The sequence below is a fragment of the Lysobacter sp. 1R34A genome (assembly GCF_051217035.1).
GTDB lineage: Bacteria > Pseudomonadota > Gammaproteobacteria > Xanthomonadales > Xanthomonadaceae > Lysobacter.
Genome location: NZ_JBPKJP010000066.1, coordinates 1 through 24,499 on the forward strand (window position 1 = coordinate 1; position 24,499 = coordinate 24,499).

Annotated in this window: 17 protein-coding genes and 1 pseudogene; 12 read left to right on the plus strand and 6 right to left on the minus strand. The window is 68.7% G+C overall.

Translation table 11 applies throughout. The features are described from left to right. Both ACSAMQ_RS14295 and ACSAMQ_RS14300 read left to right on the plus strand, forming a co-directional pair. A partial coding sequence (locus ACSAMQ_RS14295; protein ID WP_435396289.1) for an MFS transporter occupies positions 1-622 on the plus strand: 622 nt, incomplete at its 5' end. Between the two features lie 133 nt (positions 623-755). After that, positions 756-1,307 carry a DUF2939 domain-containing protein gene (locus tag ACSAMQ_RS14300; protein ID WP_435396290.1) on the plus strand — a complete coding sequence of 184 codons (552 nt, stop codon included), beginning with the start codon at positions 756-758 and terminating at the stop codon, positions 1,305-1,307. A gap of 99 nt (positions 1,308-1,406) precedes the next feature. Here ACSAMQ_RS14300 and ACSAMQ_RS14305 read toward each other — a convergent pair whose 3' ends face one another. Next, complete coding sequence (locus ACSAMQ_RS14305) at positions 1,407-2,327, minus strand: 5'-nucleotidase (protein ID WP_435396291.1); 921 nt, start codon at positions 2,325-2,327, stop codon at positions 1,407-1,409. A 174-nt stretch (positions 2,328-2,501) separates the two neighbouring features. On the opposite strand from ACSAMQ_RS14305, the gene ACSAMQ_RS14310 reads away from it, so the two are divergent. From ACSAMQ_RS14310 to ACSAMQ_RS14330, 5 genes are all read left to right on the plus strand, one after another. Then, positions 2,502-3,626, plus strand: coding sequence for a type 1 glutamine amidotransferase domain-containing protein (locus ACSAMQ_RS14310; protein WP_435396292.1), 1,125 nt, complete (start codon positions 2,502-2,504; stop codon positions 3,624-3,626). 18 nt (positions 3,627-3,644) lie between these two features. Then, a complete protein-coding gene (locus ACSAMQ_RS14315) occupies positions 3,645-4,331 on the plus strand; it encodes a response regulator transcription factor (RefSeq protein WP_435396305.1) in 687 nt (228 codons plus the stop codon). Further along, entirely contained in the window at positions 4,328-5,689 is a 1,362-nt protein-coding gene (locus ACSAMQ_RS14320) for a HAMP domain-containing sensor histidine kinase (protein ID WP_435396293.1), read from the plus strand. Before ACSAMQ_RS14315 ends, ACSAMQ_RS14320 begins: the two co-directional genes overlap by 4 nt. A 129-nt stretch (positions 5,690-5,818) precedes the next feature. Beyond that, the gene (locus ACSAMQ_RS14325; RefSeq protein WP_435396294.1) at positions 5,819-7,231 is read left to right on the plus strand and encodes an amino acid permease; all 1,413 of its coding nucleotides are present in this window, start codon (positions 5,819-5,821) and stop codon (positions 7,229-7,231) included. Positions 7,232-7,352: 121 nt separating this feature from the next. Further along, positions 7,353-7,772, plus strand: a complete 420-nt coding sequence (locus tag ACSAMQ_RS14330; RefSeq protein WP_435396295.1) for an NUDIX domain-containing protein — start codon at positions 7,353-7,355, stop codon at positions 7,770-7,772. Between the two features lie 6 nt (positions 7,773-7,778). On the opposite strand, the gene ACSAMQ_RS14335 is transcribed toward ACSAMQ_RS14330, so the two are convergent. The 4 genes from ACSAMQ_RS14335 to ACSAMQ_RS14350 all read right to left on the minus strand — a co-directional run bounded on the left by ACSAMQ_RS14335 (position 7,779) and on the right by ACSAMQ_RS14350 (position 15,364). Continuing rightward, positions 7,779-8,552 (minus strand): NAD kinase, encoded by a 774-nt coding sequence (locus ACSAMQ_RS14335; protein ID WP_435396296.1) that lies wholly within the window; start codon positions 8,550-8,552, stop codon positions 7,779-7,781. A 288-nt stretch (positions 8,553-8,840) separates the two neighbouring features. Beyond that, entirely contained in the window at positions 8,841-13,952 is a 5,112-nt protein-coding gene (locus tag ACSAMQ_RS14340; RefSeq protein WP_435396297.1) for an NAD-glutamate dehydrogenase domain-containing protein, read from the minus strand. Positions 13,953-14,012: 60 nt separating this feature from the next. Then, on the minus strand, positions 14,013-14,195 hold the full coding sequence (locus ACSAMQ_RS14345; protein WP_435396298.1) for a hypothetical protein: 183 nt from the start codon (positions 14,193-14,195) through the stop codon (positions 14,013-14,015). Between the two features lie 8 nt (positions 14,196-14,203). Then, entirely contained in the window at positions 14,204-15,364 is a 1,161-nt protein-coding gene (locus ACSAMQ_RS14350) for an acyl-CoA dehydrogenase family protein (protein WP_435396299.1), read from the minus strand. 377 nt (positions 15,365-15,741) lie between these two features. Here ACSAMQ_RS14350 and ACSAMQ_RS14355 point away from each other — a divergent pair. The 5 genes and pseudogenes from ACSAMQ_RS14355 to ACSAMQ_RS14375 all read left to right on the plus strand — a co-directional run. Then, positions 15,742-16,668: pseudogene (locus ACSAMQ_RS14355) on the plus strand (ArsR/SmtB family transcription factor); the annotation flags it as partial. Positions 16,669-16,714: 46 nt separating this feature from the next. Continuing rightward, positions 16,715-17,842 carry a homocysteine S-methyltransferase family protein gene (locus tag ACSAMQ_RS14360; protein WP_435396300.1) on the plus strand — a complete coding sequence of 376 codons (1,128 nt, stop codon included), beginning with the start codon at positions 16,715-16,717 and terminating at the stop codon, positions 17,840-17,842. A 154-nt stretch (positions 17,843-17,996) separates the two neighbouring features. Then, complete coding sequence (gene metH / locus ACSAMQ_RS14365; RefSeq protein ID WP_435396301.1) at positions 17,997-20,705, plus strand: methionine synthase; 2,709 nt, start codon at positions 17,997-17,999, stop codon at positions 20,703-20,705. 60 nt (positions 20,706-20,765) lie between these two features. Then, positions 20,766-21,500, plus strand: coding sequence for a hypothetical protein (locus ACSAMQ_RS14370; protein WP_435396302.1), 735 nt, complete (start codon positions 20,766-20,768; stop codon positions 21,498-21,500). A gap of 245 nt (positions 21,501-21,745) precedes the next feature. Further along, on the plus strand, positions 21,746-22,642 hold the full coding sequence (locus ACSAMQ_RS14375; RefSeq protein WP_435396303.1) for an alpha/beta fold hydrolase: 897 nt from the start codon (positions 21,746-21,748) through the stop codon (positions 22,640-22,642). A 1,250-nt stretch (positions 22,643-23,892) separates the two neighbouring features. On the opposite strand, the gene ACSAMQ_RS14380 is transcribed toward ACSAMQ_RS14375, so the two are convergent. Beyond that, positions 23,893-24,499, minus strand: a 607-nt coding sequence (locus ACSAMQ_RS14380; protein WP_435396304.1) for a DUF2058 domain-containing protein, incomplete at its 5' end; no start/stop codon positions are given.

The window sequence follows — 24,499 nt, forward strand, 5'->3', positions numbered from 1 at the left end:
GCCGGCGCCGCTCGCGGGCACGCCGCGCGAGCGTCTGTGGCGGCGCCCCGGCACGCGCCGGCTGCTCGGCACCGCCTTGCTGGTGCAGCTGAGCTTCGGCCCGTTCTACGTGTTCTATACCTTGCAGCTGCAGGCGCACGGCCACGACGGTTTCGCGGTCGGCCTGTTGTGGGCGATCGGGGTGGTGTGCGAGATCCTGATGTTCTGGCAGGCGCCGCGGTTGGTGCAGCGCTTCGGCGCGCATCGCCTGATCGCAGCCTGCATCTTCGCGACCGCGCTGCGCTGGGTGATGGTGGCCTGGTTCGCCGATTCCTTCGCCTGGATGGCGCTGGCCCAGACCGGCCACTCGTTGAGCTTCGCCGCCTTCCATGCCGGCTGCATGCGGCGCATGGCCGAACTGTTCCCGGCGCGCCGCGACATGGCCTCGGCGCAGGGCATGCTGTACGGCTTCAGCGGCGGCATCGGCGGCGTGCTCGGCGCCGGCATGGCCGCCCTGGCCTGGCAGCACGGCGGCGGCACGGCCGCGTTCATGGCCGGCTCTGTCTGTTCGCTGGCCGCCCTCGCCCTGCACTTGGCCGCCCAGCGCTACGCGCGCGACGCCCGCCCGGTCGAGACCGCGTAAGTCGGGCCGATCCCTCGGCAGGCGAGCGGACCGCGCCGTCGCCGAAGCGTAAGTTCCACCTCTGTCCGGCTTTCTTAAGCCCAGGTAAGGCCAAGGCCGTTACTCTGGCGGTCCGCCAACCTGGATCGTCGCGATGAAGAAATGGATAGCCCTGCTCGTCCTGGCCCTGGTCCTGTTGCTCGGCTACGTCGCCGCCGGGCCGTTCCTGACCGTCAACGCGATCCGCAGCGCGGTCAAGGAAGGCAACGCCGGCGAACTGAGCAAGCATGTCGACTTCGCCGCCTTGCGCTTGAGCCTGAAGGCACAGGTCGACGACTACATCGTCCGTCGCGCCGGCCCCGAGCTGCAGTCCAATCCGCTCGCCGCGCTCGGCATCAGCCTGGCCAGCGGCGTGGCCGGCACCGCGGTCGACGCCATCGCCACGCCGGTCGGCATCGGTGCGGTGCTCGAAGGCCGCAACCTGCTGCGCCGTCTCGATTCGTCGGCGCCGCGCCGCGACGCCTATGCGCAGGTGCCGCCGGCGGAACCGCTCGAGCACGCGAGTTACCGCTTCGAGTCGCCATCGCGTTTCACCGCTACGGTCGCCAATGCCGACGGCGATCCGGTGGTGTTCGTGCTGACCCGCGACGGTCTCAAGTGGCGGGTGACCGACGTGCGCCTGCCGCTGGAAAAGATGCTGCCCTGATACGCGGGATCCGAGGCGTAGGTCGCGGGACGCGGGACGCGTGATAGCGTCGCGGGAAGCGAAGCGTCGCCAGCGCGGCGCCAGCGTCAAAGCCCGTCCCTAGCGGTTCGCGACCCCGTGCGGCACGTGTCCGGCGGTGACGTGGTCGCGCGCCGACAGGATGTTGTGCTCGGAATCGTCGAAGAAGATGTCGGCGCCGAAGGCTTCCAGGAACGGGCCCTTGGGGCGACCGCCGAGGAACAAGGCCTCATCGAGGCGGATGCCCCATTCGCGCAAGGTACGGATCACCCGCTCGTGCGCCGGCACCGAGCGCGCGGTGACCAGGGCGGTGCGGATCGGTGCGTCCTGGCCCACCGGGAAGGCCTTCTGCAAACGATGCAGCGCATCGAGGAAACCGCGGAACGGGCCGCCCGACAACGGCTCGCCGGCGTGGCTGCGCTCGTGCTCGGCGAATGCGGCCAGGCCGCCTTCGCGCGAGACGCGCTCGCCCTCGTCGTCGAAGATCACCGCGTCGCCGTCGAAGGCGATGCGCAATTGGTCCGGTCGCAGGTGCGGCGCCAACCGCGACGGCGGTATCGCCGGCAACAGGGTCGCCGCGGCTACGCCGGCGGCAAGCGCGGCGCTGACGTCCTCGGCATTGGCCGAGAGGAACAGGTCGGCGCCGAACGGGCGGATGTAGGGAAACGGCGGCGCGCCGTTGCTGAAGGCCGCTCGCTTGATCGACAGGCTGTGATGGGCGATCGAGTTGAAGATGCGCAGGCCGCTGTCGGCGGAGTTGCGCGAGATCAGGATCACCTCGACCCGCGGCGCTTCCGGCGGCGCGCCTTCGTTGAGCGCGAGCAGCTTGCGCACCAGCGGGAAGGCGACGCCGGGCCGCAGCACGTCGTCCTCGTGTTCGCGCTGGAAGTCGGCATAGGCGTCGATGCCCTGGCGCTCGAACAGCGCGTGGCTTTCTTCCATGTCGAACAGGGTGCGCGAGGAAATCGCGACGATCAACGGGTCGGCATCACGGTCGGGCATGCCGTCATTGTGCCCTGTCGCGCGCCACGCAGATAGGACGGCCTTTGCGTGCGCCGCGTCCACCATTCGGCTGCGACGTACGCACACTGGTCCATGGCCCGGCCGATTGCGGTTTGAAGTTTGCTTCACAGGCGCCCGCGAGACTGGCCCTCTCCTTCACTCCCGGTCCTCGCCATGAACCTCCGATTTCCGCCTGCGCGCCGATGGGCCCTGGGCCTGCTGCTGGCATGCGCGGCCACCGGCCTCGCCCAGGCCGCCGACAAGGTCCTGATCGTGGTCAGCGGCGAAGGCCGCGACCAGGGCCGGACCCGGCCTGGCTTCGAGATGGACGAGTTCGCCCAGGCCTATCTGATTTTCCGCGACAACGGCCTGGCGGTGGAGGTCGCCAGCCCGCGCGGCGGCGCGGTCGAAGCCGACCGGTACGACCCGAAGCTCGACTTCAATGCGCGCCTGCTCGAAGACGGCCGGGGCCTGCGCCTATTGGGCGCAAGTTTGGCCACCGCGGCCGTGCGCGCCGAAGACTACGCTGCGGTCTACGTGGTCGGCGGCAAGGGCGCGATGTTCGATCTGCCGGGCGATCCGGCGCTGCCGCGGCTGCTCGCCGAGGTGTACGAGCGCGGCGGCGTGGTCGCCGCGGTCTGTCACGGCCCGGCGGCGCTGGTCGACGTGCGTCTCGACGACGGCTCCTATCTGGTCGCCGGCCGCGCCGTGACCGGTTTCAGCAACGAGGAAGAAGCGGTGTTCGGCAAGCGCTGGGCCAAGCAGTTCCGGTTCCAGCTCGAAGACGCCCTGCGCGGACGCGGCGCACGCTGGCAGGAGGCGCCGCTGATGATGCCGGGGCGGGCCGTCGACGGCCGCCTGATCACCGGCCAGAACCCCTACGCCACCGCGGCCGTCGCCGAAGCCATCGTCGCCGCGCTCGGGCGCACGCCGGTCGCGCGCACGCCCTGGCGCGACGAACGCAGCCTGGCCCTGGTCGAGCGTTTGCTCGCCGGCGAGCGCGAGGCCGCGCACAAAGCGCTTGCCGACGAGCCGGACGCCTACCACGTGCAGTTGATCGGGTTGATCGGTTATTACCAAATGCAGGCGCATCCGGAGCCCGCGCGCACCCGCGCCGCGCTGGCGATCATGCAACTGGCCGCGCCGTACATGCCCGAACCGCAGTTGCGCCTCGGCATGGCCGAGGCGCACTGGCGGCTCGGCGACGAGGCCCGGGCGCGGGCGATGATCGGCGAGGTGCTGGTCAGCCATCCGGACATGGCCGATGCTAAGCGCCTTCTCGAACGGATCGACGGCTGAGCGCTGATGCACGACCGCCTGCGCATCCTCGTGATCGAAGACCACCTGGCGCTGCGCACGGCCATGGCGGCGATGTTCGAATCGCACGGCCACGCGGTCGATTTCGCCGCCGACGGCCGCAACGGCCTGCAACTGGCTCTGGACGATCCGCCCGACGTGCTGGTGCTCGACCTGACCCTGCCCGGCCTCGACGGCCTGCGCGTGTGCGCGGAACTGCGCGCACGCGCCGACCGCCACGTGCCGATCCTGATGCTGACCGCGCGCGACGGCCTGGACGACAAGCTGCGCGGCTTCGAGGCCGGCGCCGACGACTACCTGGTCAAGCCCTTCGCCGGCGAAGAACTGCTGGCGCGCTGCCTGGCCCTGTCGCGCCGGCATCGCGCCGGCGAGCCGCACGAGCTGCGCATCGGCAGCCTGAGCATCGACCGCCGCAGCGGCGAAGTGCGGCGCGAGGGACAACTGCTGGACCTGCAGCACACGCCCTTGCGCATCCTGACCATCCTCGCCGAGGCCTGGCCGCGCACCCTGACCCGCAGCGAGCTGATCCAGCGTCTGTGGGGCGATGCGCCGCCGCAATCCGACCCACTGCGTTCGCACCTGTACCTGTTGCGGCAGGCGCTGGACAAACCGTTCGCGCGAGCGATGCTGCGCACCGTGCACGGGGTCGGCTTCAAGCTCGAAAGCGACCGGGAAGCGGCGCCGTGAACGCCGCGGAGAAACGGCCGCGGCGACGCCTGCGCAATCGCCTGATGCTCGCCTTCGCCGGCTTCGCCTTGTCGGTCGCGGCCTTGTTCGGGCTGTATGCGGTGAGCTTCATGTACGCGACCGAGGACGCGTTCTTCGACTCGATGCTGGAACAGGAGGCCGCGGCGCAACTGCGCCGGCACGCGCTCGACGGGCGCTGGGCCGAACCGCAGCAGGCCTTCATGCGCGTATACACCGACCCCGCACAGTTCCCTTCCGACCTGGTCGCCGCGCGCCGCTCCGAGCCCTGGCGCTCGGAATTCGCCGGCCGCGACGGCCGCCATTACCACGTCAAGGCGCTGCGACCGCCGGCGCCGGCGACGGGCGCCTGGCTGGTCGCCGAGGTCAGCCGGCAACTGGTGGTGCGGCCGATGCGCGACCGCGTGCTGCAGTGGCTGGGCTGGTCGGCGCTGGCGGTGGTGGGTCTGGCCATGGCGCTCGGCGCCTGGCTGGCGCGGCGCAGCACCGCGCCGCTGTCGCGGCTGGCCGCACTGGTCGACACGATGTCGCCGAACCGCTGGCCGCAGCGCATCGCCGCGGGTTTTCCCGACGACGAGGTCGGCGTGCTTGCGCGCGGCCTGGAGGCGATGACCCAGCGCACCCAGTCCTTCATCGACCGCGAGCAGGCCTTCACCCGCGATGCCAGCCACGAACTGCGCACGCCGCTGGCGGTGATCCGCAGCGCCGGCGAACGCCTGCTCGCCGAACCCGCTCTGTCCGCGGCCGGCCGCGCGCAGCTGCTGCACCTGCGCCAATCGGCCTGGCAACTCGAACAGACCGTCGCCACCCTGCTGACCCTGGCGCGCGAAGCGCCGCCGGTGCGGCCCGATGCGCCGATCGCGCTGCTGCCGGTGCTGGAGCGGGTGGTGATCGAGCAGGCGGTCTGGCTCGACGGCAAGCCGGTCGAGGTCGAAGTCGAGGTGCCCGCCGAGGCGCGCATCGATCTGCCGCAGCCGGTGCTGCACATCCTGTTGTCGAACCTGATCGGCAACGCCTTCGCCCACACCGACAGCGGCACGGTCGAGATCGGCCTCGCCGGCGAGCGCCTGCGCATCGCCAACCGCGGCCGTCCGATCCCGGCCGAGCTGCGCGAGCACCTGCACGAGCCGTTCCGCAAACGCGAAGGCAGCGCCGGCCTCGGCCTCGGCCTGGCGATCGTGCAGCGACTGTGCGAGCGCTACCGGGTCGACCTGCGCCTCGACGAGGAGGCCGGGGCGATGGTGGTCAGCCTGGCCCTGGCCGGCGTCGCGGCTTGGCCTGAGGGTTGGGCTGAAGGCTCGCCCGGGACCGCGCCGGAGGCGTCGGCGCGCCCGGATTAGCTCCGCATCGGCGCCGCTGGCCGGCTCGTGCGGTTTTGGTGCGGTTTCAGGCCGGAAACCTCATGGGCCTCGTTGCCGGGCGCGGCGACAAGGTATCGTTCCGCACCGCTCATCGTCCGGACGCCCGACATGCCCCTGCCCGAAGTCCCGCCCGCCCGCGCCGCCACGCTCATGAACGGCGCGGCCGCCTCCCAGCTCGGCCATGCCTTGAAGTCGCGCCAGCTGGTCATGATGGGCCTGGGCAGCGCGATCGGCGCCGGTCTGTTTCTCGGTTCTGGCGTCGGCATCCGCAGCGCCGGTCCGGCGGTGTTGCTGTCGTATCTGATCGCCGGCGCACTGGTCATCATCGTGATGCGCGCGCTCGGCGAGATGGCCGCGGCGCGGCCGACCAGCGGCGCGTTCTCGGTCTACGCCGCCGACGCCATGGGCCCGACCGCAGGGGCCACCCTCGGCTGGCTGTGGTGGGCGCAGTTGGTGATCGTGATCGCGGCCGAATCGGTCGGCGCCGCCGGCCTGCTCGCGACGGTCTGGCCGCAGTTGCCGGTGGCGTTGTTGTCGCTGGTATTCATGTCGGTGTTCACCGGGGTCAACCTGCTCGGGGTACGCAACTTCGGCGAGTTCGAATTCTGGTTCGCGATCCTCAAGGTCGCCGCGATCCTGGCCTTCATCGCCATCGGCGTGCTGCTGGTATGCGGGCTGTTGCCGGACGTGCCCTCGCCGGGCCTGTCGAACTTCGTCGACCACGGCGGCTTCGCGCCGAAGGGCTGGGCCGGGGTCGGCGCGGCCTTGCTGGTGGTGGTGTTCGCCTTCGGCGGCACCGAGATCGTGGCGGTCGCCGCGGCCGAAACCCAGGACCCGGAGCGCAGCATCACCCATGCCATCCGCACCGTCGCCTGGCGCATCCTGGTGTTCTACATCGGCTCGCTCGCGGTGATCATCGCGGTGGTGCCGTGGACCAGCGAGTCGCTCAATTCGCCGTTCGCCGCGGTGCTGCAGGTCGCGCGCATTCCCGGCGCGGCGACCGCGATCACCCTGGTCGCGGTGGTCGCCCTGCTGTCGGCGCTCAACGCCAACCTCTACGGCGCCTCGCGCATGATCTATTCGCTGGCCGAACGCGGCGAAGCGCCGCGCGCGCTCGCCCACCTCAGCCGCAGCCGCGTGCCGACGGTGGCAGTGCTGGCGAGCGTGGCCTTCGGCTTCGTCGCCACCGCACTGGAGCTGCTGTATCCGGACAAGGTGCTGCCGGCCCTGCTCAACGTGGTGGGTTCGACCTGCCTGCTGGTGTGGGCGCTGTCGCTGGTCTCGCAGCTGATCCTGCGCCGCCGCGCCGACCGCGCCGGCACGGTGCTGCCGTTCAAGATGTGGGCCTTTCCCTATGTCACCTGGGCCGGCCTGGCGATCCTCGGCCTGGTGTTCGTGCTGGCCCTGTCGATCGAAGGCCCGCGCCTGCAGCTGCTGTCGACGATAGCCCTGACCCTGCTGATCGCCGCGGCCAGCGAAATCGCACGGCGGATGCGCGGCCAGACTGCCGGCACGAATTGAGATTAGATATCCGTCGTAACTTGTTGATTATTAAATTTAAAAAAACTCAACTTAAAGTGGTTTCGAGCAGTGCGGCGAACATCGCCCTGCTCGGCGCATAGCCCGAAGGACCTGCCGCACGATGAGTATCGGCGAACCCTGCATCGATCTGGTCGGCGCGCTGCTATGGCGCCAGGGCCGGGTGTTGCTGGGCCTGCGCGCCGCGCACAAGCGGCTGGCGCCGGGTTGCTGGGACATGCTCGGCGGCCACGTCGAGGCCGGCGAGACGCCGGAACAAGCGCTGTGGCGGGAACTGGGCGAGGAAGCCGGGATCGGCCCGCCCGCGTCCGGCGGGTCACGCGAGCCGGCGGCGAGCGTGCTGGCCGAGCTGGCGTTGGACGGCCTGGTCCTGCGCGTCTATCGGGTCGAGGCCTGGGACGGCGAGCCCGAGGCGCGCGGCGACGAGCACCGATGCCTGCAGTGGTTCGAACCGGCGCAGGCCGCCGCCCTGCCCGACCTGGCCGATCCGCGCCTGCGCGAACTGCTGCTGCGGCTGGCCTGAGCCGGCTCAGCCGCTGGTGAACTGCTCGATCAGCATCCGCTCTTCGAGGTTGTGCTCGGGGTCGAACAGCAAGGTGACGGTGCGATCGCGCGACTCGCGGATCATCACCTCGACCACGTCGCGCACCTCGTGCGAATCGGCGGTGGCGCTGACCGGGCGCTTGTAGGGGTCGAGCACGCGGAAGCGGATCTCGGTATCGGCCTTGAGCAAGGCGCCGCGCCAACGCCGCGGCCGGAACGCCGCGATCGGGGTCAGCGCGATCACCGCCGAGCCCAGCGGCAGGATCGGCCCGTGCGCGGAGAAGTTGTAGGCGGTGCTGCCGGCCGCGGTCGCGACCAGCACGCCGTCGCAGATCAACTCGTCGAGCCGGGTCTGGCCGTTGAGGTCGATGCGGATGTGCGCGGCCTGGCGGGTCTGGCGCAGCAGCGACACCTCGTTATAGGCCAGCGAGCCGAAGGTCGCGCCGGACTCGGTCTGGGCGACCATTTCCAGCGGCCGCAGCACCGCCGGCTCGGCGTTTTCCAGGCGCGCGAACAGGTCCCCGCCGCTGTGCTGGTTCATCAGGAACCCGACCGTGCCGAGTTTCATCCCGTACACCGGTTTGCCGAGGCCGCCGTGGCGGTGCAGGGTCTGCAGCATGAAGCCGTCGCCGCCGAGCGCGACCAGGACGTCGGCCGCGTCCGGCTCGTGCTGGCCGTGGCGTGCGACGAGCTCGGCGAGCGCGCGCTGGGCGTCGTCGGTGTGACTGGCGAGGAAGGCGATGCGTTGCGTCGCGGTCATCGGCGGCTCCGGAAGGATGCCGCCAGCATAACCCGGAGGGCGTGGCGGATTGCGCACGGCCGGTCGCAACAGCCGGAGAGGCAGCAGCTTCAGGGGCAGGAGCGGCGCGAGTCGCGACCGCGACATCGCAGCGACGAGGCGCGGCAAGAACGCTGTCGCGGCTCGCACCGCTGCTACTCCAAAGCGGAGCGTTTCTGCCGCGATATGACAGAGCGCACAAAAAACCCCTCTCCCGGGCGGGAGAGGGGCTTCGGGCCCATCGTCATCGGCGCCTGTGTCAGCGCCTGATCAGCCGCGCGCAGCCAGCTGCGACAGACGCTGCACCGCGACCGAGGCGGTCGGGTAGTCGAGCGACTTCTGCGCGGCCAGCTCGTTGAGCATGGCCAGAGTGAAACGCAGCGAGACGTCGTCGCGGCCGAGCCAATGCTTGATCTTGGCGTCGGCGTTGGCGCCCGGCATCGACAGCACCTGCCCGACCAGGATGCGCTGCTGCGCGCCCAGTTCCTCGCGCAGCACGCCGCGTGCGACCGCATGCCAGCGGCCGTCGACGGTCAGCGCGTCGATCTGCTCCTGCAGCCACGGCAGGCGCAGCGCTTCGCCGAGGCGGAAGTGGACCTTCGCCACCTCGACCGGCTTGAGCTTGCGCTCGCGCGCCAGTTCGATGATGTCGCAGCTCGGCTCCAGGTACGGCAACGCGGCCAACTGGGCGGCCAGGGCTTCCGGCACGCCCTTGGCCTTCCAGTCGGCGAACGCGGCGTCGTGAGCCGGACGCTGGCCGTCGCCGAGGATGCCGTGGCCGGCGCGGATGTTCTTGAAACCGTCGTGGTAGCGCTCGACCGCGGTGGTGATATCGGGGATCGTGCCCGGACGCGACAGCAACCAACGGGTGAACGAGCGCTGCAGGTTCCAGATCACCTGCAGGGCATCGATCTGGGTCGACTCGGCGACCTTGCCGTCGAGGGCGTCGATCTGGGCCCACAAGTCGCGCGCCTCGAGGGTCTCGCGGGTGATGGTGAAGGCCTTGGCGACCTCGCCCGGAGTGCGGCCGCTGTCTTCCTGCATGCGTAGCAGGAAGGTCGCGCCCATCCGGTTGATGGTCGAGTTGGTCACCGCGGTGGCGATGATCTCGCGCTTGAGGCGGTGGTTCTCCATCGCCTTGGCGTACTTGCTCTGCAGCGGCTGCGGGAAGTAGCGCACCAGTTCCTTCGACAGGTAGGGGTCTTCCGGCACGTCCGAGTCGAGCATCTGCTGGAACGCGACCAGCTTGGAGTACGACAGCAGCACCGACAGCTCCGGACGGGTCAGGCCCTGGCCGCGCGCCTTGCGCTCGGAGATCTCGGCGTCGGACGGCAGGAACTCGATCTGGCGGTCGAGCAGGCCCTGCGCTTCGAGGGTGCGGATGAAGTGCTGCTTGGAGCCCAGACGCGTCTGGCTCATCCGCTCCATCAGGCTGATCGCCTGGTTCTGCCGGTAGTTGTCGTTGAGCACCAGCTCGGCGACCTCGTCGGTCATCGAAGCGAGCAGTTTGTTGCGGTCGGCCAAGGTCAGCTTCTTCGCCTGCACCTGGCCGTTGAGCAGGATCTTGATGTTGACCTCGTGGTCCGAGGTGTCCACGCCAGCCGAGTTGTCGATGAAATCGGTGTTGAGCAGCACGCCGTGCTGCGCCGCTTCGATGCGGCCGAGCTGGGTCAGGCCCAGGTTGCCGCCCTCGCCCACCACCTTGCAGCGCAGCTCGCGGCCGTCGACGCGCAGGCCGTTGTTGGCGCGGTCGCCGACGTCGCTGTTGGTTTCGCCGCTGGACTTGACGTAGGTGCCGATGCCGCCGTTCCACAGCAGGTCCACCGGCGCCTTCAGGATCGCGCTCATCAGCTCGACCGGGCTCATCGCGGCGACGCCGGCGTCGATGCCGAGCGCGGCCTTGATCTCCGGCGACAGCGGGATCGACTTGGCCGACCGCGGGTACACGCCGCCGCCCTTGCTGATCAGCTTCTTGTCGTAGTCGTCCCAGCTCGAGCGCGGCAGCTTGAACATGCGCTCGCGTTCCTTGAACGTGCGCGCCGCGTCCGGGTTCGGGTCGAGGAAGATGTGGCGGTGGTCGAATGCGGCGAGCAGGCGGATGTGCTCGGACAGCAGCATGCCGTTGCCGAACACGTCGCCGGACATGTCGCCGATGCCGACCGCAGTGAAGTCCTGGATCTGGCTGTCGCGGCCCATCGCGCGGAAGTGGCGCTTGACCGACTCCCAGGCGCCCTTGGCGGTGATGCCCATGCCCTTGTGGTCGTAACCGACCGAGCCGCCCGAGGCGAAGGCGTCGTCGAGCCAGAACTTGTGCTCGGCGGCGATGCCGTTGGCGATGTCGGAAAAGGTCGCGGTGCCCTTGTCGGCGGCGACCACCAGGTAGGGGTCGTCCTGGTCGTGGCGGACCACGTCGCGCGGCGCCACGATCTTGCCGTCGACGATGTTGTCGGTGATGTCGAGCAGGCCGTTGATGAACATCTTGTAGCAGGCGATGCCTTCGGCGAGCACGGCGTCGCGGTCGCCGCCGGCCGGCGGGCGCTTGGCGAAGAAGCCGCCCTTCGAACCGACCGGCACGATCACGGTGTTCTTGACCATCTGCGCCTTGACCAGGCCGAGCACCTCGGTGCGGAAGTCTTCGCGACGGTCCGACCAGCGCAGGCCGCCGCGGGCGACCGGGCCGAAGCGCAGGTGCACGCCCTCGACGCGCGGGCCGTACACGAAGATTTCGCGGTACGGACGCGGCTTGGGCAGGTCCGGCACCAGCGCCGAATCGAACTTGTAGCTGACGTAGCCGCGGTCGGCGCCGTCGGCGCCGCGCTGGTAGTAGCTGGTGCGCAGGGTGGCGTTGATCGCGCCGACGAAGCTGCGCAGGATGCGGTCTTCGTCGAGGCTGGAGACGCGGTCGAGCAGCGCCTTGATCGCATCGACGGTGGCCTTGGCCTGTTCGTCGCGCTTGCCGTTGCGCGCCTCGATGACCGGCTTGACCGCGGCCATCACCGCAGCGTCGCCGCCGGACAGGGCCTGCAGTTGCTGCACCAGGCGCTCCTGGCCGGCCTTGATCTCGGCCTTGCTCTCGCTGCCGGTGCAGGGATCGAAGCGGGCCTCGAACAATTCCACCAGCAGGCGCGCGAGCAGCGGATAGCGCGAGAAGGTCTCCTCGACGTAGCTCTGCGAGAACGGCACGCCGACCTGCAACAGGTACTTGCAGTACGCACGCAGCATCGCGACCTGGCGCCAGGACAGGTTGGCGGTGAGGATCAGGCGGTTGAAGCCGTCGTTCTCGGCGTTGCCGCGCCAGATCTGCGCGAACGCGTCCTCGAAGTTCTCGTCGAGGCTGTCGATGTCGATGTCGTTGTTGGCGGTCTCGACCTCGAAGTCCTGGATGTAGACCGGCTGCTCGTCGACGCGCAGGCGGTAGGGGTGCTCGGAGATCACCCGCAGGCCCATGTTCTCCATCATCGGCAGCGCGTCCGACAGCGGGATGTCGTCGAGCTGGCGGTAGAACTTGAAGCGCAGGCCGCCCTCGCCCTGGCGGGTGCGGCACAGGCTCAGGCGCAGATCGTCCGGGCCGGCCAGCGCGGCCAGGTGAGCGATGTCCTGGGCGGCGACGGCGGCCGAGACTTCCTCGATGTAGCCGGCCGGCAGGGCGCGGCCGTAGCGGTTGGCCAGGGCCAGGCCCTGCTGCTCGCCGTGGCGCTGGACCAGCGCATCGCGCAATTCGTCCTGGCGGTTGCGCACGATCTCGGCCAGCTCGGCCTCGATCGCGACGTGGTCGATCTGGATCGCTTCGCCCGACTTCGGCCGCACGATCACGTGCATCTGCGCCAGCGGCGATTCGCCGATGTGCACGGTGGTGTCGATGTATTCGCCGTGCAGGCGGCGCTTGAGCATCGCCTCCACGCGCAGGCGCACATCGGTGTTGAAGCGGTCGCGCGGGATGTAGACCAGGCCCGAGAAGAAACGGCCGTAGCGGTCGCGGCGCAGGAACATCTTGCTGCGCACGCGCTCTTGCAGGCCGAGGATGCCCGAGGTGGTCTTGAACAATTCCTCTTCGCTCGACTGGAACAGCTCGTCGCGCGGCAGGGTTTCCAGGACGTGGCGCAGGGCCTTGCCGCTGTGGCTGTCCGGGGCCAGGCCCGACTGTTCCATCACGTAGGCGTGGCGCTGGCGCACCAGCGGGATGTCCCAGGGCCGGCGGTTGTAGGCGCTGGAGGTGTACAGGCCGAGGAAACGCTTTTCGGCGACCGGGCGGCCCTGCTCGTCGAAGCTCAGCACGCCGATGTAGTCCATGTAGCCCGGACGATGCACGGTCGAGCGCGCATTGGTCTTGGTCAGGATCAGCGCATCGACCGAACCCGACTGCGGGATGTAATGCGCGGCCAGCGAGGTCAGCGGACGCGGCTTGCCGGCGTCCTTGCCGCGCAGCAGGCCCAGGCCGCTGCCCTTGATCGCGCTGAGCAGGTCCTGGCCGTCGCGCTTGATCACCTCGTACTCGCGGTAGCCGAGGAAGGTGAAGTGATTCTCGGCGGCCCAGCGCAGGAAGGCCTGGGCTTCGCGCTTGCCGTCTTCGTTGACCGGCATGCGCTCGGAGATCAGGCCGTCGGCGACCTCGTTCATCTTGTCGCGCATCTGCGACCAGTCGCGGACGATCGCGCGCACGTCGGCGAGCACGGTTTCCAGCGCCTTCTTGGCCGCGGCCATCGACTCGTTGGTCAGGCGGTCGATTTCCAGGTGCATCAGCGACTCGGCCACGCCCTGCCCGACCGCGAGCAGCTTGCCGGCCTTGTCGCGCTGGAAGGTCACCACCGGATGGCCGAGCACGTGCACGCCGATGCCCAGGTCGGCCAGGGCCATGGTCACCGAATCGACCAGGAACGGCATGTCGTCGTTGGCGATCTGCAGCACGGTGTGCGCCGATTCCCAGCCGTGGGTCTTCAGGGTCGGATTGAACAGGCGCACCAGCGCCGAACCCGGCCGACGGTCGCGCGCGTAGTCGAGGAAGTCGGTCGCCAGCGCGGCCCAGCCGTCGGCCTGATGCTGCGGCATCTCGTCCAGGCTCATGCGCTTGTAGAACGCCTTCGCGAACGCCTCGGCCTCCGCGTGGCGCGCCTTCGGCAGGCGCTTGCGCATCGCGGCGATGATCGGCTCCAGCGAGACGCCGGCGCTCTGGGTTTCGGCCGGCGCGGCGGACTTGGCGGCCGGCTTGGCGGCGCTCTTCGCGGCCGGCTTGCTTGCGGCCGGCTTGGTGGCGACGGACTTGCCTGCGGCAGTTTTCGCGGCGACGGGCTTGGCGGCCGGCTTGACTGCCTGTTTGCGCGCTGGCTTGGCCGAGGCTTGTTTGGCGGGTTCCTGCTTGGACGCGGCTTTGGGTTTGTTGCTCATGGGAACTCTGAGGTCCGGATGGTATGAGGCCCACGCTTTCGCGCGGGCCAAGAGAAGGAGTTAGAGCTTGCGGATCGAGGTTTGCAGGGCGGCAATGAGCGCGGCGCCGTAGTCGAGCGAGGCGCCCACGCGGCCGCGCGCCATCGGGCGCGGGCCGTGCAGGGCGGCGGCGTTCGAAGCGCGCAGGGCCATGCCGCCGTCCTCAGGACAGGCGGTGGGCCGTGACGAGCCGAAACGTTTCATCGGCCGGTTCAGCGCAGACCGGTTTCGTTGCGGGCGATGACCAGGCGCTGGATCTCGCTGGTGCCTTCGTAGATCTCGGTGATCTTGGCGTCGCGGAAATAACGCTCCAGCGGCATTTCCTTGGAATAGCCCATGCCGCCGTGGATCTGCACGGCCTGGTGGGCGATCCACATCGCCGCTTCCGATGCGGTGAGCTTGGCGATCGCGGCCTCGTTGCTGAAGCGGCCGCCGTGCTTGTCGGTCTCGGCCTTCTTCCAGGCCGCGCGCAAGGTCAGCAGCAGGGCCGCGTCGAGCTTGCACTTCATGTCGGCGATCTTGGCCTGGGTCATCTGGAACGCGCCGATCGGCTGGCCGAAGGCCTTGCGCTCGCGCACGTAGGACAGAGTCGCCTCGTAGGCGGCGCGGGCGATGCCGATGGCCTGGCTGGCGATGCCGATGCGGCCGGCGTCGAGCACGCCCATGGCGATCTTGAAGCCGTGGCCTTCTTCGCCGAGCACGTCCTCGGGCGCGGCCACGTAGTCCTCGAACTCGATCTCGCAGGTGGCCGAGGCGCGGATGCCGAGCTTGGGCTCGGTCTTGCCGCGGTGGAAGCCCGGCTTGCCGGTGTCGATCATGAACGCGGTGATGCCGCGCGCGCCCTTGTCCGGGTCGGTCATCGCGAACAGGACGATGTACTTGGCGACCGGGCCGGAGGTGATCCAGCTCTTCTTGCCGTTGATGACGAAGCTGCCGTCGGCCTGCTTGACCGCCTTGCAGCGCATCGCCGTGGCGTCGGAGCCCGACTGCGGCTCGGTCAGGGCGAAGGCGCCGATTTCGCGGCCTTCGGCGATCGCGCGCACGTACAGCTGCTTCTGCGCTTCGGTGCCGAACTTGAGAATGCCGTTGCAGAACAGCGAATTGTTGACCGAGACGATGGTCGAGTGGGCGGCGTCGCTGGCGGCGATCTCGACCATGGCCAGCACGTAGGAGATCGGGTCCATGCCCGCGCCGCCGTACTCGGCCGGAACTTCGATGCCCATCAGGCCGTTCTCGCCGAGGGTGCGGATGTTCTCGAGCGGGAACTCGCCGGTCTGGTCGTGGTGCTCGGCGCTGGGAGCAATCTTTTCCTGGGCGATACGGCGCGCCACGTCCTGGATCATCAACTGCTCTTCGGTAAAGCCAAAATCCACGTCGGCACCTCTGCTGGTTTGAGCACTGCGGCCGGACGCGCGGCTGCCCGTAGGCGCTGCCGCTGTCGATTCCGACCGGCGCGATGGTTCTGCGTCCTGGTCCGCGGCGCTATCGATGGCCGCGAATGCGAATTGTAGCTGCGCGCGCCGAATAACCCCACCCATGCGGCTGCCCGGCAGCCGCCCCGGTGTTTGCGCCGATGGGCGTCTGCGCGACCCATGCCGGGCGGCCCCGACTTGACCTGCCCGGCCCGCGGGAACACACTTATCTCTATATCGCGATACGTTGATGGAATACGGGAATCGAGAACGGGGCCTCCCGGTGCCCGCTTCGATTCCCCGATTCCCGGTTTCCCCATTCACAAGGCGTTGCTTCTATGGATCTCGAAGGCTGGTCGTCCCGCTTGAAGGTGTTCGCCGACGCCACCCGTGTGCGTCTGCTCGCTCTGCTGGAGGGCGAGGAGCTGACTGTCGCCGAGCTGTCGGCGATCACCCGCCTGGCCCAGCCGCGCGTGTCGACCCACTTGGCCAAGCTCAAGGAAGCCGGGCTGGTGCGCGACCGCCGCGCCGGGGTGTCGGCTTACTACCGTTTCGACGAGGCCGCGCTCGACCATGCCCAGCGCGCGCTGTGGCAGACCCTGCGCACCGGCAGCGACGACCCGCTGTTGCGCCAGGACGCCGAGCGCGTGGCCGCGGTGCTGGCGATGCGCGCCTCCGACCAGAACTGGGCCGATTCGGTCGCCGGCGACATGGAGCGCCATTACTCGCCGGGCCGGACCTGGGAAGCGCTGGCGCGTTCGGCGCTGCCTTTGCTGCAGCCCGGCGACGTGCTCGACATCGCCTCCGGCGACGGCGTGCTCGCCGAACTGCTGGCGCCGCACTCCAACCGCTACGTCTGCCTGGACGCCAGCACCAAGGTCGTCGCCGCCGCCTCCGAGCGCCTGCGCAAGCTGCGCAACGTCGAGGTGCGCGAGGGCGACATGCACGCGCTGCCGTTCGAGGCCGACAGCTTCGACCTGGTGGTGCTGATGCACGCGCTGACCTATGCCGAACACCCGGCCCAGGCGGTCGCCGAAGCCTCGCGCGTGCTGCGCCCGGGCGGCCGCCTGCTGCTGACCAGCCTGGCCAGCCACGAGCACCGCGGCGCGGTCGAGGCTTTCGGCCACGTCAACCTGGGTTTCGCCGAGAAAGACCTGCAGAAGTTCGCCGCCAAGGCCGGCTTCGACATCGTCAACTGCGAAACCGTGACCCGCGAACGGCGCCCGCCGCATTTCGAGGTGATCGCCCTGATGGCGCGCAAGCCCGCCGCCGAACCGGCCCGCAAGCCGGCGAAAAAGTAAGGAGGTCCCGATGGAAACCCTGCCCTGGCTCAATCCCGAACGTGCGCGCAGCCTGCTGCGCGGCCTGGAACAACGCATCCTGATCATGGACGGCGCGATGGGCACGATGATCCAGCAGCACGAGTTGCAGGAAGCCGACTACCGCGGCGAGCGCTTCGCCGAAGGCTACGACCGGCTGTACACGGGCAGCCACGACGGCGAAAACGACCACGTGCACGGCAAGGGCTGCGGCTGCTCGCGCGACCAGCGCGGCAACAACGACCTGCTGACCCTGACCCGTCCCGACATCATCAGCGGCATCCACGCCGAATACCTCGCCGCCGGCGCCGACCTGATCGAAACCAACACCTTCAACTCGACCACCATCTCGCTGGCCGACTACGGTCTGGAGCATCTGGCGCGCGAGCTCAACGAACGCGGAGCGCGGCTGGCCCGCCAGGCTTGCGACGAGGCCGAAGCGCGCGATGTCGGCCAGGGCAAGCCGGCGAAGCCGCGCTACGTGATCGGCGTGCTCGGCCCGACCAGCCGCACCGCCTCGCTGAGCCCGGACGTCAACCAGCCCGGCTACCGCGCGATCACCTTCGACGAATTGCGCATCGCCTACCGCGAAGCCACCGACGGCCTGATCGACGGCGGCGCCGATGTGATCATGGTCGAGACGATCTTCGACACCCTCAACGCCAAGGCCGCGCTGTTCGCGATCGAGGAAGCCTTCGACGCCCGCGGCGCGCGCCTGCCGATCATGATCTCCGGCACTATCACCGACGCCTCCGGCCGCACTCTCTCGGGCCAGACCGCCGAGGCGTTCTGGTACTCGGTGCGCCATGTCCAGCCGACCGCGATCGGACTGAACTGCGCGCTCGGCGCCAAGGACTTGCGCGTGCACATCGACGTGCTGGCGCAGATCGCCGACTCGCACGTCAGCACCCATCCGAACGCCGGCCTGCCGAACGCCTTCGGCGGTTACGACGAAACCCCGGAAGACATGGCCGCGGTCCTCGGAGAGTTCGCCCGCGCCGGCCTGCTCAACCTGGTCGGCGGCTGCTGCGGCAGTACCCCGGCGCACATCGCCGCGATCGCCGCGGCGGTCGAAGGCGTCCAGCCGCGCCGCCCGCTGCAGTTGGAAAATGCGGCTTGAAGCGAGAAGTGAGTGCATAGAAGCGGGGAGTGAGTAAAGCCACCCCACTCGTTCCTCGTTGCTCACTACTCACTCCTCCTCATTCTTTCCTAGCTCCTTACTCCTCGTTCCTCATTCCTCTCACCAGCCCCCTTCCCAGGCACCAGCCCCCCGTATGACCGCCGCCCTCCCCCGCCAGACCCGCCTCAGCGGCCTCGAGCCGCTGCAGATCACGCCCGAAAGCAATTTCGTCAACGTCGGCGAACGCACCAACGTCACCGGCAGCGCGCAATTCCGCAAGCTGATCACCGAGGCCCGCTACGACGAGGCGGTCGCGGTCGCACGCCAGCAGGTCGAGAACGGGGCGCAGGTGCTCGATGTCAACATGGACGAGGGCTTGCTGGATTCCGAGCAGGCCATGGTCACCTACCTCAACCTGATCGCGGCCGAGCCCGACATCGCCCGCATCCCGGTCATGGTCGACAGCTCCAAGTGGTCGGTGATCGAGGCCGGGCTGAAGTGCCTGCAGGGCAAGGGCATCGTCAACTCCATCTCGATGAAGGAAGGCGAAGCCGAGTTCCTGCGCCAGGCCCGCCTGGTCCGCCGCTACGGCGCGGCGGTGGTGGTGATGGCCTTCGACGAGGTCGGCCAGGCCGACACCATCGACCGCAAGGTCGAGATCTGCACGCGCGCCTACAAGCTGCTGACCGAGCGTATCGGGTTCCCGCCCGAGGACATCATCTTCGACCCGAACGTGTTCGCGGTCGCGACCGGCATCGAGGAGCACAACAATTACGCGGTCGATTTCATCGAGGCCACGCGCGAGCTCAAGCGCCGCTTCCCCTACAGCCACGTCTCCGGCGGCGTCTCCAACGTCTCGTTCTCGTTCCGCGGCAACGAGGCGGTGCGCCAGGCCATCCACACCGTGTTCCTGTACCACGCCATCAAGGCCGGCATGGACATGGGCATCGTCAACGCCGGCGGCCTGCCACTGTACGACGATCTCGACAGCGAACTGCGCGAAGCGGTCGAGGACGTGGTGCTGAACCGCCGCGACGACAGCACCGAGCGCCTGCTGACCCTGGCCGAACGCTACAAGGGCAAGAAAGGCGAGAAGCGGGTCGAGGACCTGGCCTGGCGGGACCGGCCGGTACGCGACCGCCTCAGCCATTCGCTCGTGCACGGCATCGACCAATGGATCGAAGAGGATGCCGAGGCCGCGCGCGCCGAGTCCGCCCGCCCGCTCGACGTCATCGAAGGCCCGCTGATGGCCGGCATGAACGTGGTCGGCGACCTGTTCGGCGCCGGCAAGATGTTCCTGCCGCAGGTGGTGAAGTCGGCGCGGGTGATGAAGAAGGCCGTGGCCTATCTGCTGCCCTACATCGAGGCCGAGAAACTGCGCACCGGCGACGCCGGCAAGTCCAACGGCAAGATCGTCATGGCCACGGTCAAGGGCGACGTCCACGACATCGGCAAGAACATCGTCGGCGTGGTCCTGGCCTGCAACAACTTCGACGTGGTCGACCTCGGCGTGATGGTGCCGGCGCAGACCATTCTCGACCGCGCCAAGGCCGAGAACGCCGACCTGATCGGCCTGTCCGGGCTGATCACGCCCTCGCTCGAGGAAATGAGCCACGTCGCCCGCGAGATGCAGCGCCAGGGCTTCACCATGCCGCTGTTGATCGGCGGCGCGACCACCTCGCGCGCCCACACCGCGCTCAAGATCGACCCCCACTACAAATCGCCGACGATCTGGGTCAAGGACGCCTCGCGCGCGGTCGGCGTGGCCCAGTCTTTGATATCGATCGAACTGCGCGAGCCGTTCGTCGCCGCCAACGCGTCCGACTACGCCGAAATCCGCGAGCGCCACCGCAACCGCGGCGACGGCAAGCGCCTGGTCTCGCTGGAGAAGGCCCGCAGCCAACGCTTCGACGGCAACTGGAGCGAATACGAACCGCCGGCGCCGCTGCAGCCGGGCCTGCACGTATTCGACGATTACCCGCTCGACGAGCTGGTCGATTACATCGACTGGACCCCGTTCTTCAACACCTGGGAACTGGCCGGGCGCTATCCGGCGATCCTCACCGACGAAATCGTCGGCAGCCAGGCCAGCGAGCTCTACCGCGACGCGCGCGCCATGCTCGAGCGGATCGTCGCCGAGAAGTGGATCCAGGCGAAGGCGGTGTTCGGCCTGTGGCCGGCGAACTCGGTCGGCGACGACGTCGAGGTGCGTCTTTCCTCCGACGGCGAAGGCAACGGCGAAACCGTGCGCCTGCACTTCCTGCGCCAGCAAGTCGACAAGCCGGTCGACCGGCCCGACCTGTGCCTGGCCGATTTCGTCGCCCCGAAGGACTCCGGCCGCCAGGACTGGATCGGCGGCTTCGCGGTCACCTCGGGCATCGGCATCGAGCCGCACGTCGCCCGTTTCGAGGCCGACCACGACGACTACAACGCGATCATGCTCAAGGCTCTGGCCGACCGCTTCGCCGAGGCCCTGGCCGAGCGTCTGCACCAACGCGTGCGCAAGGAGTTCTGGGGTTACGCCGCCGACGAAACGCTCGATAACGAGGCCCTGATCGCCGAAGGCTACCGCGGCATCCGCCCGGCGCCCGGCTATCCGGCCTGCCCCGAGCACAGCGAGAAGAGCACCCTGTTCCGCATGCTCGACGCCACCCGCCACACCACCCTGGAGTTGACCGAAAGCTTCGCGATGTATCCCACCGCGGCGGTCTCGGGCCTGTATTTCAGCCATCCCGACAGCCAGTACTTCGTGGTCGGCCGGGTGTCCAAGGAGCAGGTCGAGGACTACGCCCGCCGCAAGGGCGCGAGCCTGGCGCAGGCCGAACGCTGGCTGGCCTCGAATCTGGATTACGATCCCGAGTAAAGACGGACCGGCGGCGCGTAGCCGCCCCCTCCAGGGACTGGCCAACACGAGCGTGCACGGATGAGCGAAATCCTGATACCCGGCGGTTACGACATCGACGCGGCGGCCGAGCGCGCCGGCGAGGCCCTCGGCAACGCCGCCTTCATCGAGAAACACGCGGCCCCAGGCCGCATCGGCCTGTGCGGCGGGCGCGACTGGATCAACAAGCTGATCCGCAAGGCTCAGTCGCCGCTGACCGAGGACGGCCACCGCAGCCTGTGGTCGCACGCCTTCATCTTCAGCGAACGCCGCATCGACGGGCACTGGTGGGTGATCGAGTCCGACCTGGACCTGCGCTACAAGCAGATCCGCCTGGGCGTGCAGGAGAACCGCGTCGATCGCTATTACGATGCCGAGACCTTTCCGAACATCGCCATCCTCGATTTCGACCTGAGCCCGGAACAGGTGCACAAGATCCAGGTCGCCGGCCTGGACCTGCTGTCGGGCCTGTCGAGCTATTCGATCAGCGAGCTGGTCGGCACCCTGATGGCGATGCACAGCCGCCGCCTGCGCCGGCGCAGCAACCTGATGGCCAGGGAAGGCGCGTTGTATTGCTCGGCGCTGGTCCAGCATTGCTACCACGCCGCCGGGATCGAGTTCCTGCCCGGCGTGCCCGGCAAGAACATCGCCCCGCACGACATCGACGAATCGCCGCTGCCGCATCGCACCCACCGGATCATCCGCGATCTGGGCGTGTCGACGATCCGCGAGCTGGGCCATACCTCGAAGCACTGGCTGAGCAGCGCACTCGACTAGGATCGTCCGTTCGCGTCCGCCCGCGTCCTGGCGTGCCGCGACACAGCGCCGCCAAGCACTCCACGACGGTCGGCGCCACCCGTGAGCTGGGCCGCGTCGGCCGGGGCGCTCGCGCCGCCGGCGGGCCGGCATTGCGCCGCAAACGCGACCGGCGCCGCTGTCGCTACTCAATACGCAATGGTATGGTGACGCCATTGCCGGCCCGGCCACGGCGTCCTGCCGAGCCGCTCCGTCCACGGATCGCCATGCACGACCTGCTGCTGTTCTCCCACGCCAACGGATTCCCGGCCCCGGTCTACCGGGTGATGCTGGACGCCCTGGCCGAACGCTTCCACGTCGTCCGGCCCGACCGCATCGGCCACGACCCCCGCTATCCGGTAACCCCGGACTGGCCGCATCTGGTCGAGGAACTGGCCGCCCGCGCCGAGCACGCCGCCGGCAATGCGCGCCGGATCTGGCTGGTCGGGCATTCGCTCGGCGGCTACCTGAGTCTGCTCGCCGCCCATCGGCTGGCCGACTCGTCCCTGGCCGGGCGCGTCGCCGGCGTGGTCATGCTGGACTCGCCCCTGATCGCCGGCTGGCGCGCGCGCCTGGTCTCGATCGGCCGACGCACCGGCCTGGACAATCTTTTGATGCCGATGCGCGCCACCTTGCAGCGCCGCCGCCTCTGGCCCGACCGCGCCGCGGTGCGCGAACACTTCCTGGCCAAGCCCGCCTTCGCCTGCTGGGACCAACGCGTTCTCGACGACTATGTCGAGCACGGCACCCGTGCCGCCGAGGACGGCAGCCGCGAACTCGCTTTCGAGCGCGAGATCGAATACCGCATCTATCACACCCTGCCGACGACCGCGCTCAGCGGCCTGGCGCCGTCGCTGCGCGTGCCGGTCGGCTTTCTCGCCGGCACCCGCTCGCGCGAATTGCGCAACGCCGGCGCCGCCCCGACCCGGCGGCTGGTCGGCGAGCGTTGGCGCTGGATCGAAGGCGGCCATCTGTTCCCGATGGAGCGGCCGCTGGACACCGCGCAGGCGATCGTCGCGATGATCGAAGGCATGACGCCGAGGGTCGTCGGCGAGCAGCAAGAAACGCCTGCCGACAACGATGCCGATTCCGTTCGTCGAAGCCGCGCACTGTCGCGAGGGTAGGAGCGGCGCGAGCCGCGACCGCGCTGCCTCAATCTCGCGGCGTTACTTGAGGCTACCTGTAGGAGCGACGCAAGTCGCGACCGCGGAACGCGCAGGGATGGCGAGGCCGCCGTCATTCGTCGAAGCCGCGTACTCTCGCAGGGTAGGAGCGGCGCAAACCGCGGCATCGCGGCGACGGTTTTGCGGCGCATATTTCTATCAGACCAGATCAACATCAGGATCAAGATCAAGATCAAGATCAAGATCAAAGCTTCCGCCACTAAAGCGGCGGGTTACTTTCTTTTGTCTAAAGCAACAAAAGAAAGCTAACCAAAGAAAAGTGCTTTGTTTTGAATCACCAGCCCGCACGATCGGTGCCGACGCAGGGATGCTCCAGACAGGCCATCCATGGCCTGCTTGCGCACGGCCCGCATCCCTGCGGGCCGCCCTACGGGTCTTCTGTTGACCGGCAAAGCCCAAAGCAGATCAAAATCTTGGCAACGGCAACGGCAACGGCAACCGCAACGGCTGGCCGTTCGCTTTCGCTCTTGGGTAGGAGCGGCGCAAGCCGCGACCACGCAACTGCGATCACCCGCGCCGCGGGCCGGAGACCGCGGTTATAGGAATCCCTTAAAGACGACGCAAGATTGGTACATGGCGGTCCCGGCTTGCGCCGCTCCTACCCTGCGAGAACGGTTCTTCGAAAAATGACGACGGCCTCGCCATCTCCGCGCGTCCCGTGGTCGCGACTCACGTCGCTCCTACAGAGGGGGCGGCACATGCATGGCGGTCGCGGTGCCTTTGCTGTGCGTCCTCGCCCTAGCGAAGGCTGAAGAAAACCCGGAGGGCGGCGCGCAGGGATGCGCGCCGTTTTTCATCGGGACAGGGAGGTCCCGTATGAAAAATCCCTGCGTCGGCACCGATCATGCGGGCCCTTGACTCAAAGGAAGCATTTTTCTTTGGTTACCTTTCTTTTGTTGCTTTAGACAAAAGAAAGTAACCCGCCGCTTTAGTGGCGGAAGCTTTGGGTTTGATCTTGATCTATTAGACGAGAAAGAGGCGCCGCAAGACCGTCGCAACGATGCCGCGGCTTACGCCGCTCCTACCCTGCGAGAGCGGTTCTTCGACGCATGAAGACGGCCTCGCCATCTCCGCGCGTCCCGCGGTCGCGACTCACGTCGCTGCTACGGGAATCTACGGAGCGGCAAACCTGAGGAAAGCGACGAAAACCGGATCGTGAGAACACGGGCGGCGCGCGGCGCCGCCCACGATCACCAGACCAGGTCGTCCGGCACCTGGTACAGCGGATCGGCATAAGGATCGTCCTCGGTCGGGGCATTCGGATCGACCTTCAGGGCGACCGCCGGGGCGAAGATCGCCTCGGCCTGCTCCAGCATCGCCGCGGTCACCAGGACGTAACGGCCTTCGAGCTGGACCACGCCGAGTTCGCCGGCGTTGAGCTGCTTGAGCTGGGCCTCGGTGACGTAGATGCGCTTGATCTTGCCGCCGTACGGGAAGTGACGGGCGATCTCGGCATCGGGCGCGTTGAGCGCCTGGTCCTTGAGCGCTTCGGCCAACTTGGCGCGCGCTTCGCGACGCAGACGCGCCTCTTCCTGCTTGGCCTGCTCGGCGGCGATGCGTTCGTCTTTCTCGCGCTGGGCACGGATCGCATAGGCCTTGGCCAGGTCGATGTCCTCGCGCGTGCGCGGCTTGCCCTGCCCCGGCCGGCCCGGCTGCTGGCCAGGACGGCCCTGGCCGGACTTGTGGGCGCCGGGACGAGGGCCCTGCGGCCGATTGGGGTTGGGGCGGTCGGAGGAGCCGGGCTTGTCCGAACCGGGCCTGCCGGCGCCGGGGCGTTCGCCGTGCGGCCCAGCGCCG